Origin of the sequence: Marinicella rhabdoformis (genome assembly GCF_009671245.1) — a bacterium.
In the GTDB taxonomy this organism is placed as follows: domain Bacteria; phylum Pseudomonadota; class Gammaproteobacteria; order Xanthomonadales; family Marinicellaceae; genus Marinicella; species Marinicella rhabdoformis.
Window position 1 is genome coordinate 117,127 of record NZ_VTFS01000008.1, and the last position, 12,858, is coordinate 129,984.

Sequence of the window (12,858 nt, forward strand, 5' to 3'; positions counted from 1 at the left end):
GTGGTATTTGAGTTAAACGGTGAAACAGATTTAGGAAAGGGTATTACTCAATCATTAAATGCAATTGTTGGTGATTTTGATACCAGGCAGTTTCCAGATGGTGAAACATATATAAACGTTCACTCAGATGTTAAAGACAAAGAAGTGATAATAATCATCACACTTTTGGAAGTTGATAATTTCTTTCTCAAGCTTGTTTTTTTAAGTCAAACACTGATGGAACTTGGTGCAAAACGAATTGGTCTTGTGGCTCCATATCTCAGTTATATGCGTCAGGATATTAAGTTCCATCAAGGTGAGGCCCTGACATCCAGAATATTCGCAAATTTAATCAACCAACATTTTGATTGGTTGGTAACAGTTGACCCTCACCTACACAGATATAGCACGCTTAATGAAATTTACAGAATCCCTAATGCAGCATTACATGCCAAGGATTTACTGTCGGATTGGATTAAAAAGCACCTGCCCAATGCATACTTAATTGGCCCTGATGAAGAGAGTGAACAATGGGTCAAAGCGGTTGCGTTTAATGCTGATGTCATGTTCAGTGTGGCAAAAAAAGAAAGGTATGGTGATAGGAATGTAAAAGTAACATTCAAACAATTAATGGCCTTACCTAATCAACCTGTAGTTTTGGTTGATGACATCATCTCAAGTGGTCATACCATGCTTGAAGCCATAGGCTCACTTAAACAACTCGGATTTGAAAAGATCTATTGCTTGGCCATACATGGGATTTTTGCCAATCAAATTGATCGAACATTAATCAATGAAGGTGCAACTGAAATCATCACAACAAACTCTATTGAAAATTCAAGTAAGTCAATCGATTTAAGTGAACTTATTAGCAATGAAATTCAAAGACAACTTGGGGATATTAAATGAACATCACTTTTTATGGTGCCACTGGTACAGTTACGGGGTCCAAATACTTACTGGAAACAAACAACACTAAATTACTTGTCGATTGTGGCTTATTTCAAGGCTACAAAAACCTGAGGCAAAGGAATTGGAAACCTCTGCCATTTGATATCAAAACAATTGATGCTGTTTTGTTAACACACGCTCATTTAGATCATTCGGGCATGATCCCATTACTATACAAAGAAGGCTATAGAGGGCCTATTTATTCAACTTATGCTACCTATGAGTTGTGTAAATTACTACTACCCGACAGTGGCCACTTGCAAGAGGAGGAAGCTAAATTCAGGAATAAACACGGATTAAGTAAACACGAAGTAGCAGAACCACTTTATGACCTAAAAACAGCGCAGGAAAGTCTATCCCTGTTCAAACCTGTTGCCTTTGACCAAGAACTTTCCATCAATGGTTCGATTTTTACATTCCGTTCTGCTGGACACATTTTGGGTGCAGCAACGATCAGAGTTGAATCGGCTAATAAAAGTATTGTTTTTACCGGTGATGTAGGACGGCCCAATGATTTGGTCATGTATCCACCCAAACCCATTGCATCATCTGATTACTTAGTTATTGAGTCAACCTATGGCAATCGATTACACGATACACACGATCCTGAACAGGTTTTAGAAGATATCATCAAACAAACTATAAGCAAAGGTGGTTCTATTTTGATTCCAAGTTTTGCAGTTGGGCGATCACAGTCAATTATGTTTGTTTTGTCACAGCTAATTCAGGCCAAACGTATTCCAGCACTGCCAATTTTCTTGGATAGTCCAATGGCTATAAACGCATCAGATATATATTGTGATTTTTCAATTGAACATAGGTTAAAGAGTAATCAATGCAGGCAAATGTGTGACCATGTTAAGTACACGCGTTCTGTAGATGAGTCCAAAGCTTTGGCAAATATCAATTACCCTCACATCATTATTTCAGCCAGTGGAATGGCAACTGGTGGAAGGGTACTACATCACCTTAAGAGGATGGTTACTGATCATCGAAACAGCATTGTATTTGCAGGCTATCAAGCTGGTGGAACCAGAGGCCAGAAACTCTTACAAGGCAGTTCTGCAATCAGAATTTTTGGACAAGACTTTGATGTTAAAGCATCAATACATAAACTCCCTGGATTTTCAGCACATGCAGACTATTCAGAGATGGTTAGCTGGCTGCGTGAGACTCAAGATTTTCATCCCAAAAAGGTTTTTGTTGTTCACGGAGAGCCTGATGCAGCAGATGAGTTTCGCATTCACTTGCAAGATGAGTTTAATTGGGATGTGAGTGTTCCCGATTATAAAGAGAGGGTCAATTTGGTATGAATAATTTGGCCTACTACTCTGAGGGTGATGAACTTTATCAAAGCATGATAGATTCTATCATCCATGCTAGAGAGTCAATTGATATAGAAAGCTACATCCTCACTGATGATGAAATAGGTCATTTGTTTATTGAAAACCTCATCACTAAATCAAAACTTGATATTAAGGTGAGAATATTGATCGACTCTGTTGGCTCAAGCCGTTTTAAGGCCAGCAGCTTCTTTAAAAGCCATTTAAACCCTAATATTCAACTCAAATGGTTTAACCCATGGTCTTATAAAAAGCCACTTGAATTTAACAGAAGAAACCATCGCAAGCTATTAATAATTGATGATCGTATTTGCTATCTTGGTGGATTCAATATTCACAACGAATCATCACAAAATCAAATAGGTGTCTCACGGTGGAAAGACAGTCACATCAGTTTTGAAGGCAGCTTAGTGCTTCAATTGAAAAATCAATATGATTTGATGTGGAGTGGCAGATACAGGCGACTAAAAGTTGTAAAAAGTCATAATGATAAGCATCAAATAATACCTAATCAGACCAGATCTTGTCGTATTGAGCTCAGGTGCCAATTGTTGAAAACCATCAATCAATCTGTTGGTACTATCAGAATTGCCACACCTTACTTTGTACCTGATTCAAAAACACTCAAAGCGCTTTTGCAAGCGGCTAAGAAGGGTGTGCGTGTGGATCTAATGGTGCCTAAATATAACGATCATGCCTTGCTGAAATATGCGGCATTTTGGTATTACCAAAAGTTACTGAATGCCGGCATTTACGTTTATGAATATTCAGCAAGAATGATGCATTCAAAATATATTTTAAGCGATCAGAACCTAGCAGTAATTGGATCGGCCAACATGGATTATCGCAGCTTTTTTTCAAACTATGAAATTATGTTGTTTAGCGAAAATGAATTTTTAGTTAAACAATTAAGCGACGATTTTGAGCTGAGTCTGACTCACTCTGAGCCAGTAAAAAGCCAAGATATTAAAAACAAATCACTTTCACATTTTTTACCGTCACTTGTTGCCTTTTTCCTAAGAAGGTGGCTGTGATGATCAGTTCAGTTATCTGCGGTAAGACAGCAAGTTGTTTACTTATTATTGGAGAGAAATTATGAATCAAGAAATCGCCCATTCAGGCGCATGGGGTCTGGCCATTATCATGATTGTGTTACTTACATGGGTCATTTACAAATTCTTGGCTCCTAAAAGTTGGCATGAATGGGCTGGAGCCGGAGTGTTGCAAGCTTTTGTTATAGCTTTGTATGCTGAGATGTATGGATTTCCATTAACTATATATTTGCTTGCCCGCTTTTTTGGGTTAGATGGAGAGGGTTTAAATGCAAACCTATGGTCATCATTGGTAGGTCTTGGTGAAACTGGAATGATGATATCAATGTTGGCTGGTTTCTTTTTTATCATTACTGGCATTGGGCTGTTTTATAAAGGCTGGAAACAAGTCCATGAAGCCAGAAAAAACAACACTTTAGTTACAGGTGGCTTATATGCTTTATCTCGCCACCCTCAGTACATAGGATTATTTATAGCAATTTTTGGTGAGGGGATCATTCATTGGCCAACACTGTTTTCTGTGGGCTTATTCCCAATAATCATATTTATTTATTATCGATTAGCAAAAAGGGAAGAGGCCAAGATGCTAGAGCTTTTTGGTGATGATTACCAAATCTATCGATCAAATACCCCCATGTTTTTTCCACGCAAAGAACAGCTTAAGTTGTTCATAAAAGAAGCCAATAGTAAATGAGTCTAAATATGATTAACAACGAAAACTCATATTCTCCATTCTTAGTAGTTATCAATGTGGGTAGTTCAACGATAAAAATGGCTATTTACCAAGTTGGTGAAAACAAACTCGCACTTAAGGAGAGATGTTCAACTGAACGTGAAATTTCAGTTTTCATTGAAAGTTTCAAAGAATTAATATCAGGTCGCAAAGGAAAAATAGTTGCTGTAGCACACAGATTGGTTGCCGTTGATTCAAGTTTAAGCACCCCTGCAGTAATTTCAGAAAGAATGCTTTCAGAATTGATTGAAACTGAATATTTAGCGCCACTTCATAATCCATTTACCATCTCAATAATAAAGATATGCCAGGAGATATTTGCGCAACATGTATTGCAAACAATACATTCAGATTCTGAATTTTTCAAAGAATTGCCTGATATTGTATCTGACTATGCCGTTTCAAAGAATATTTCATCACATACTGATTTAGTTAAGAAAGGATTTCATGGCTTTGCTCACAAGTCGATGCTCCTTACTTTACGAAAATCCATAAAAACAGATAAAGTCCTGAAAAGGTGTGGTGAGTTTCAAAAGATATTAACAATTCAGCTTGGTTCGGGCTGTTCAATTTGTGCCATCAATAATGACAGTCCAATCGATATTTCAATGGGCTCATCTACCAATGAAGGGTTAATTATGTCAAATCGCTCTGGTGATGTTGACACGTTAGCGATTCTAAAACTCCTGCAGGACAAAACTATATCAATAGATCAACTGGTAAAAGAACTCAATCAGTCATCTGGTTTGTTGGGCTTAACTGGATCTACAGGTGATATGTCTCAGGTAACACAAGGTGAATCAAAAAATTATCAAGATGCCATTAATAAATACTGTTACCGAATTCGAAAATACATGGGTGCATATGTTGCAGTGCTTGGTGGAGTTGATTGCATATTAATTGGTGGCGGAGTTGGAAAAAACAGCCAACTAATCAGAAGCAAAATATTTCAGGATTGGCATTGGTTATCTATGTTTCATGATGAGGATAACCAGCGACAAATCAATGCAAAGCTCAATGATATCAGTGCATCAGGAAGCAAAGTGAAAATTTTAGTTTGTGACATCGATGAAGAGCAATTAATAGCTGAAGATTCATTCAATTTAATCAGCGAATTTTACTCATAACTTAAAGGTGAATTCATGAAAATTAATACAAAACAACTATCAAGTGAAGAAATAAAGTCTCTTGAGCAATATTGGTCTTTAGCTAATTATCTTTCAGTTGGTCAAATATACTTACTCGATAACCCATTGTTAAAAGAACCGTTAACACTCAAACACATAAAACCTCGTTTATTGGGGCATTGGGGCACTACCCCTGGGCTGAATTTAATCTATATTCACCTTAATAGAATCATTGTAAAAACAGAAAGTAAGATGTTATTCATCACTGGGCCAGGTCATGGCGGCCCAGCACTTATAGCAAATACTTATATTGAAGGTAGCTACAGTAAATTCTATCCTCAAATCGAACTCAATGAAAAAGGATTAAAACAACTATTTAAGCAGTTCTCTTTTCCTGGAGGCATTCCCTCACATGTAGCTCCTGAAACACCGGGTTCAATACACGAGGGTGGTGAATTGGGATATGCACTTTCTCATGCCTATGGTGCGGCATTTGATAACCCAGATTTGATTGTCACATGTGTTATTGGTGATGGGGAGGCGGAAACTGGGCCGTTGGCAGCCTCATGGCATTCAAATAAATTCTTAAACCCCATAAGAGATGGGGCTGTTTTGCCAATACTTCATTTAAATGGATACAAAATTGCCAACCCAACACTTTTAGCAAGAATTCCCAAAGAGGAGTTAATGAATTTGTTTCAAGGGTATGGTTATGAGCCCATTCTGGTTGAATCAAATGACACCCATAAAATTCACCAATTAATGGCTGACGCATTGAGTTATGCTGTTTCACGAATAAAAACCATTCAATCAGAGGCCAAAATTGATGGAATCAAAAACAGACCTGTTTGGCCAATGATTATCCTAAAAACACCAAAAGGGTGGACTGGTCCTCAAAAGGTAGCTGGATTACCGGTTGAGGGTAATTGGCGGTCCCACCAAGTACCTTTTAAAGACTTAGATCAACATCCAGAACTTGTGGTCATGCTAGATGAATGGCTTAAATCATATCAACCGAATAATTTATTTGATGATGATGGTCGCATAAAAGCTGATATTCAGGATTTGCTTCCAAGACCTTCATTACAGATGGGACAATCACCACACGGCAATGGTGGCTTACTTATGAAGGAATTGAATATACCACTAATTGATGATTTTGCTGTTCAGTTTGAATCAAGGGGAGTTGCCAAAACAAGCGCAACCAAAATGCTGGGGAAATATTTGGCTGTTGTCATGAAATCAAATATGAAGAATTTTCGGGTGTTTGGACCAGATGAGACAGCCTCTAACCGTTTAGATGACATTTATGAAGTTTCACAAAAAACTTGGTTAGCAAACACTGAAACTCAGGACGATAACTTGGACACAGAAGGTCGTGTCATGGAAATTTTAAGTGAACATACGTGTCAGGGCTGGCTGGAGGGATATTTATTAACTGGCAGGCATGGATTATTTTCTTGCTATGAGGCCTTTATTAACATAGTTACTTCGATGGCAACGCAACATGCCAAATGGTTAAAGGTGGCTAGTCAGGAGATTCCTTGGAGAAAACCAATACCATCCTTGAACTACTTGTTAACTTCACATGTATGGCGCCAAGATCACAATGGCTTTTCTCATCAAGATCCAGGCTTCATTGACCATTTGTCAAATAAGGATCCAGAAGTTATCAGAATATACTTTCCACCGGATGCAAATACCTTGCTCGCAGTTGGGCAAAAGGCTCTTAAATCAACCAACAAAATCAATGTCATTGTTGCTGGTAAACAACCTCAACTTCAATGGTTAACTCAAGAGGAAGCAATAGAACATTGTAATCAAGGGTTAGGGGAATGGACTTGGGTCAGTAATATAGAAAATGAGAAGCCTGAATTGATCATGGCAAGTGCTGGTGATGTACCAACAATTGAATCACTGGCGGCAACAAAAATACTCAACGAACTGCTTCCTGATTTAAAAATCAAATTCATTAATGTAGTCAACATCATGAGGCTGGCAGGTAAAGCATCCAATCCTGAAGGAATCGATGATGAGGCTTTCAATCACCTATTCAATCCTCATGTGCCAATTATATTTGCCTTTCATGGTTATCCATCGATGATTCATAGATTGGTCTATAAGCGAAGATGCCACTTAAATTTTCACGTTCATGGGTTCAATGAGCAAGGGACAACAACCACACCTTTTGACATGTTGGTCCTAAATAAACTTGACCGTTTTCACTTGGTTAAAAGTGCAATCAATCAATTGAAGGAAGTAACCAATAAAACCGAGTTAATCGAATTAATGGATAAACAACTTACCCGCCACAACGAGCACATCGTCCTTAGAGGTGATGATTTACCTGAAATCAAGAATTTTATCTGGGAGTAAATGAGATAAATAAAAAGCATGGTTTTTTAAACCAATTATTAATAATATTTTTGCGGGAAATAAGTATGAAAACTATACAAACTAAGCGAAAGGTACTGCTGTTTACATTTTCATTGATGTTCACTTTCTGTGCATCAGCTGATGAAAAGTATGATCAACTTGTCAATGAAGTAGAAGCACTGAAAAAGCAATTGGAACAAGTCCAATCAGTTTTGGAACAATACAAACAAGAGTCAATTACTAAAGCAGAAGTTCAAGAATTAAATCAAAAGATAGACGACTCGGTTATTACAAAAGAACGTGTTGATGACCTAGAGGGGGAAGTTGCCAAATCAGGTGAGTGGAACAGCCCCAATACACTCATTCATATGGCAGGTTATGCAAATGTGGGTTATTCATCTGATAGTGAGTCCTATTCGGTCGGTTCTTTCTCACCAATTTTTCATTATCAATACAGAGATAAAGTGATGCTTGAATCTGAGCTTGAAATCACAATTGATGAGGATGGCAGTACTGATATTGCACTTGAATACTTAACCATCGATTATTTTTTGAATGATTATGTCACTGTAGTAGCAGGTAAGTTCCTAAGTCCTATTGGCCAGTTCAGACAAAACATCCACCCTTCATGGATCAATAAGTTAGCATCAGCACCCCCTGGTTATGGGCACGATGGTGCTGCGCCATTATCAGATGTTGGATTTCAGCTAAGAGGTGGATTTGATTTTGATGAAACCAGTGCAAATTATGCATTTTATGTCAGTAATGGTCCGCGCCTAATTGCAGCACAAGAACACGATGATGAGTTTGAGCTTGAAGGTGTTGAAGCAGAGGGCTTTAGTTCTGATAACGATGGTAAGAAAACTTTTGGAGGCAGGCTCGGCTTTCTTCCATTTAAAGGTTTCGAATTAGGTCTTTCTTTTGCAACAGGTAAAGCAACTGTTACAGATGTTGAACTTGAGGATGATGTGCATGCTCTTAAATCATTGGCTTTTGGAACACCAGGAGATGAAGAAGGTGAAGAAATAGATTTGCATGATGAAATTGCAAGGGATTATGACGTATTTGGGGTTGATTTTGCCTATCAAAACAATGGATTTGAAGTTCGGGGTGAATACCTCAAGTCAAAGGTTGGTTCTGCTGATGAGGGTATTACAGCATCAGAAGGAGCCACGTGGGAATCTTGGTACACTCAAAGCTCTTACCTTATTCCTAACACCAGATGGGAGCCTGTAATTCGATACTCAGACTTTACTTCAGCCACCGAATCTCGATCCCAGCAACAATGGGCTTTGGGAATAAATTATTTGTTTACCAATAGCTTTATTGGTAAAGCAACCTATGAATTCAATGATGGTGCATTTGACACGAATGCAGATGAAGATCGTTGGTTACTTCAATTAGCTTATGGCTTTTGAACAGGAGAAATGTATGAAAAATATTCAAAAAAACATGGTTAAATTTGTTGCTAAACCTTTAATGGTATTATCAGCAATTCTAATAACTTCATTAAGTTTTGCTGCTGATTATCCGGAAAAAGGGGATTTTCAAAAAGGTGCAAAAGCTTGGGCAGAAAATTGTGCTCGTTGTCATAACATGCGAGATCCTAAAGACTTGCGTGACGATCAGTGGATAACGACAGTGTTCCATATGAGAGTAAGAGCTGGGCTCACTGGTCAAAAGACAAGAGACATTCTTACTTTTCTTCAAGAGTCAAATAACCCACCTCAACCTGTGAAAATCAGTTCACGAAGTTCTGAGGCGAATAATCCAAGCAACATGACCGGAAAGGAGGTTTATGAACAAACCTGCATAGCATGTCATGGTAAGGATGGAAAAGGAGCTGTCCCCGGTGTACCTGACTTAACTATACCTGAGGGGGTGCTGTCTCAAAGTGAAGAGGTTTTGTTGGCTCATATTCGTGATGGTTTTAAATCAAAAAATTCCCCAATGGCAATGCCTGCTAAAGGTGGAAATCCATCATTATCTGAAAGTGATTTACTCAATGTAGTTGCTTATATGAAATCACAATTTAAACAATGATTCATAGCTTAGGATCAACGGGGCCTCTGGGCTTCATTGATCTTTAGTATATAGAAAATGTTGTCGAAGGAGATTGTATGAAAACAACTAAACATGATCACAGCCTTTCCAATGAAAGTGACACACACCAATTTCATGGTATGAAGGCTGATGCCAAAGCATTAAAAATAACCGGATGGTTAACTGGTATTTATTTCATTATTGAGCTTGCTCTTGGTTTTTACTCAGGATCAGTTGCAGTTATTTCTGATGCCTTCCATACTTTTTCAGCAGTTGGTGGCGTGTTGATTGCATTGATTGCAAACAAAATAGCCTCAAGGCCGCCAGGAAAAAGTCATACATTTGGACTGATACGTGCTGAAATCGCTGGTGCATTATTAAACGGGTTATTTTTGTTGCTGATGGCAGTTTATGTTTTGTGGATGGGTTATACGCGACTGAAAGTAAGTATTGAAATTCCAACCAATATTATGTTTATTTCTGCCATTGGTGGATTGATTACAGAGTTTATTTCCATGGGAGTCATGTGGAAAGGTTCAAAGAACAATCTTAATATGAAAGGTGCTTTCTGGCATGTTTTACAAACGTTTGTTGGAAGCATCATCATCATTATTGCTGCATTAGTGATTAAGTTAACAGGTTGGTATCCAATTGATCCAATCTTAGGTATGTTGTTTGGTCTTGTTTTGTTTGTAGCTTCAATTGGTATCATTAAGGAAAGCTTTAACATTTTGCTTGAATCAACACCTAAAGATATTGATGTTGAGGACATTGTTGAAGACCTGAGAAAAATAAAAAATATTGAAGATATTCATCATGTTCATGCATGGGCTTTAACCACTGGAAAAAACCTTTTTATGGCACACTTAAAAATCAAGGAAATGAATGCTCATGAAAAAATACTTGAAGACGCCAATAAAATACTCAAGCAAAAATACAACATTTATTTCTCAACTTTGCAGGTTGAAGAGAAATGTCCGATGGATGATACCGCAGAGTTCATTGATTATTTAGAAAACAGGGAATCAACACCTCAAGGTGTACACGATGAACATTAGAGTCAAGAATGCGCTCACAGTCATTGTTGTGATGTTTTTGTGGGCCATCTGCTATCCATTAATTACAATCGGTTTAGAACATGCACCACATATTACATTTGCAGCATGCAGGGCATCTATAGCTGGCGTAATTCTTCTGTTGATTGGATATTCTTTAGGTAAACCACACCCAAGAGGGATTCTGCTTTGGTTACTTCTGGTTCTAATTGGAATAGGTGCAACCACCATTGGATTTTACGGCATGTTTCATGCCTCTGAATTTCTAGCACCTGGCATAGCAACAGTGATTACGAACTTACAACCAATGCTCACTGCAGTACTTGCGTATTGGTTTTTAAGTGAAAAGATGAGCATGCGTCAATTTTTTGCAATTAGTATGGGTTTTGTTGGAATTCTTATTATCACCTCAAACAATTTTCCCGATAATTCAAATGTTTCAACAACTGGTATTATCTATTTGCTCATTGCCATAACAGGCTTATCTGTTTCAAATCTACTAATTAAGAAAATCACTGGTCAAATTGATGCCTTAATTGCCATGGGTTGGCAATTGATTTTTGGGTCAGTTTTTTTATGGCTATTAGCAATTTCAACAGAGAACCAAAGAGACATTGATTGGACAATTGAATTCATTATCAGTCTATCAGGACTGTCATTACTGGGCACTTCTTTGGCGTATTGGCTTTGGTTTAAAGCTTTAGAGCAAGTTGATTTGGTCTTTGCCAATGCCTTTAGTTTCTTGGCACCAGCATTTGGAATTTCTATTGGTATTTTATTTTTCAATGAAACATTTAGCATGACTACAGTCATTGGCTTGACTGTAATTTTCACAGGTATTGTGCTAATAAACTTACCGCAAAAGGGTACCAATAATGCTGCTTGAATTCATTGAAATATTGATTATTGGCTTTGTTACTTTACTTATGGCAACTGGTTTTTTTTATGAGTGCATGTGTATATTACTGCGAGTGATTCTTCATTTTAATTTTTCTCCAAGAAGAATTCTTTACGTATTAATAACCGGTATTTTTATTGCCCATGGTTTAACCATTTTCATGTACGCTTTGGTGTATTGGATTTTGGTTCACTGGTTAGGTTTTGAACAACTTTCAGGGCTAATCAACGATCATTATCTGAGTTATATTTATTACTCAGCCACTACATACTCATCATTGGGAGTGGGCGATGTTTTTTCAGCTGGTGGATTGAGATTTATTACAGGACTGCAAGCCATTAACGGATTAATTCTCATTACTTGGTCAGCAACAATTGCATATTTTTCAATTCAAAAAATGTGGAAAGAGCACGATGTTAAATATCGAATCTAATAAGCATTTAAACAATAAAAAAAGTTTATGTTGTATTGATCAATTATCATGGGTTGTCTAATTGAAAAAACTGCATTTTTTAGAGTTAGGTAACCCCAAAAAGCAAACCATTGTTTTCTTACATGGTTTAGGGGCTACACATAGATATTGGATTGATGGGATTGAAAAGTTCAATAAAGACTATCATGTAATTCTTCTTGATCTTTTGGGTTTTGGAGAGTCTCCAAAACCATGGCAAAACTATACTATTGAAAAACACCTGGATGCAATAAATGATGTTCTTAACAGCCACAAACCATTTATCTTAGTAGGTCATTCTCTTGGCGCTGTGCTTTCAATTAGTTATTCGGAAATTTACACAAAGCATGTAAATGGGTTAATACTTCTGAGCCTTCCTGTATTTGAAAATCAATCCAGTGCATATGGATGGATGAGAAGAAAACCCTCTGGATGGCTATTAACAAACATTTTTTCAACTGCTCTGGTTTGTCTAATAACCAGATTTCTTGCCAGAAAAGTGTTGCATCATTTCTTAAAAAAGTACCCTCAAACCATAATTGAAGATTTGGTTAAACATAATATGTTTTCATCGACAACATCGCTTTGGAATGTCATTTACAACCAATCAATAATCAATAATTTGAATGCTTTAAATCCAAATATGGTTGTTAGTTGTATTCATGCAATTGATGATGAAACTGCACCATATGGAAATTTACAAGCATTAGTCAACAGTCAAAAAAACTGGACGTTGTATACGTTGAATAATGGAGATCACCATCCATGGTTGTGGCAAAAACCAGAATGTGTAGAAGTACTAAATTCATTGATGAATAATCATATCCAGATTAACAGGTGAACCCAAGAA

The 12,858-nt window shown here is 37.3% G+C and carries 12 protein-coding genes and 1 pseudogene; all 13 read left to right on the top strand.

The window, feature by feature from the left end; all coding sequences use genetic code 11:
* A complete protein-coding gene (locus tag FET73_RS14580) occupies window positions 1-888 on the top strand; it encodes a ribose-phosphate diphosphokinase (protein ID WP_218944361.1) in 888 nt (295 codons plus the stop codon).
* Window positions 885-2,243: an MBL fold metallo-hydrolase RNA specificity domain-containing protein gene (locus FET73_RS14585; protein WP_154224699.1), complete on the top strand. Its 1,359-nt coding sequence runs from the start codon at window positions 885-887 to the stop codon at window positions 2,241-2,243. Before FET73_RS14580 ends, FET73_RS14585 begins: the two co-directional genes overlap by 4 nt.
* A gap of 44 nt (window positions 2,244-2,287) precedes the next feature.
* Window positions 2,288-2,614: pseudogene (locus FET73_RS15575) on the top strand (phospholipase D-like domain-containing protein); the annotation flags it as partial.
* 210 nt (window positions 2,615-2,824) lie between these two features.
* Entirely contained in the window at window positions 2,825-3,307 is a 483-nt protein-coding gene (locus FET73_RS15325; RefSeq protein WP_246172772.1) for a phospholipase D-like domain-containing protein, read from the top strand.
* Window positions 3,308-3,368: 61 nt separating this feature from the next.
* Window positions 3,369-4,019: a methyltransferase family protein gene (locus tag FET73_RS14595; RefSeq protein WP_154224701.1), complete on the top strand. Its 651-nt coding sequence runs from the start codon at window positions 3,369-3,371 to the stop codon at window positions 4,017-4,019.
* 8 nt (window positions 4,020-4,027) lie between these two features.
* On the top strand, window positions 4,028-5,185 hold the full coding sequence (locus FET73_RS14600) for a hypothetical protein (protein WP_179952318.1): 1,158 nt from the start codon (window positions 4,028-4,030) through the stop codon (window positions 5,183-5,185).
* 15 nt (window positions 5,186-5,200) lie between these two features.
* Window positions 5,201-7,561, top strand: a complete 2,361-nt coding sequence (locus FET73_RS14605) for a phosphoketolase family protein (protein WP_154224703.1) — start codon at window positions 5,201-5,203, stop codon at window positions 7,559-7,561.
* Between the two features lie 65 nt (window positions 7,562-7,626).
* Window positions 7,627-8,979, top strand: a complete 1,353-nt coding sequence (locus tag FET73_RS14610; protein ID WP_218944362.1) for a porin — start codon at window positions 7,627-7,629, stop codon at window positions 8,977-8,979.
* A 13-nt stretch (window positions 8,980-8,992) separates the two neighbouring features.
* Window positions 8,993-9,604 (top strand): c-type cytochrome, encoded by a 612-nt coding sequence (locus FET73_RS14615; RefSeq protein ID WP_154224704.1) that lies wholly within the window; start codon window positions 8,993-8,995, stop codon window positions 9,602-9,604.
* A 77-nt stretch (window positions 9,605-9,681) separates the two neighbouring features.
* On the top strand, window positions 9,682-10,662 hold the full coding sequence (locus FET73_RS14620; protein WP_218944363.1) for a cation diffusion facilitator family transporter: 981 nt from the start codon (window positions 9,682-9,684) through the stop codon (window positions 10,660-10,662).
* Window positions 10,652-11,545 (top strand): DMT family transporter, encoded by an 894-nt coding sequence (locus tag FET73_RS14625; protein ID WP_154224705.1) that lies wholly within the window; start codon window positions 10,652-10,654, stop codon window positions 11,543-11,545. The genes FET73_RS14620 and FET73_RS14625 overlap by 11 nt, the downstream gene beginning before the upstream one ends.
* Entirely contained in the window at window positions 11,535-11,990 is a 456-nt protein-coding gene (locus FET73_RS14630) for an ion channel (protein WP_154224706.1), read from the top strand. The genes FET73_RS14625 and FET73_RS14630 overlap by 11 nt, the downstream gene beginning before the upstream one ends.
* Window positions 11,991-12,051: 61 nt before the next feature.
* The gene (locus FET73_RS14635; protein ID WP_154224707.1) at window positions 12,052-12,849 is read left to right on the top strand and encodes an alpha/beta hydrolase; all 798 of its coding nucleotides are present in this window, start codon (window positions 12,052-12,054) and stop codon (window positions 12,847-12,849) included.
* Window positions 12,850-12,858: the final 9 nt, after the last annotated feature.

Excerpts from the sequence above, each read along its gene's own strand:
- FET73_RS14615 (WP_154224704.1), top strand. The coding sequence starts at position 8,993 with ATGAAAAATATTCAAAAAAACATGGTTAAATTTGTTGCTAAACCTTTA.
- FET73_RS14610 (WP_218944362.1), top strand. The coding sequence starts at position 7,627 with ATGAAAACTATACAAACTAAGCGAAAGGTACTGCTGTTTACATTTTCA.
- FET73_RS14600 (WP_179952318.1), top strand. The coding sequence starts at position 4,028 with ATGATTAACAACGAAAACTCATATTCTCCATTCTTAGTAGTTATCAAT.
- FET73_RS14630 (WP_154224706.1), top strand. The coding sequence starts at position 11,535 with ATGCTGCTTGAATTCATTGAAATATTGATTATTGGCTTTGTTACTTTA.
- FET73_RS14605 (WP_154224703.1), top strand. The coding sequence starts at position 5,201 with ATGAAAATTAATACAAAACAACTATCAAGTGAAGAAATAAAGTCTCTT.
- FET73_RS14595 (WP_154224701.1), top strand. The coding sequence starts at position 3,369 with ATGAATCAAGAAATCGCCCATTCAGGCGCATGGGGTCTGGCCATTATC.
- FET73_RS14585 (WP_154224699.1), top strand. The coding sequence starts at position 885 with ATGAACATCACTTTTTATGGTGCCACTGGTACAGTTACGGGGTCCAAA.
- FET73_RS14620 (WP_218944363.1), top strand. The coding sequence starts at position 9,682 with ATGAAAACAACTAAACATGATCACAGCCTTTCCAATGAAAGTGACACA.
- FET73_RS14625 (WP_154224705.1), top strand. The coding sequence starts at position 10,652 with ATGAACATTAGAGTCAAGAATGCGCTCACAGTCATTGTTGTGATGTTT.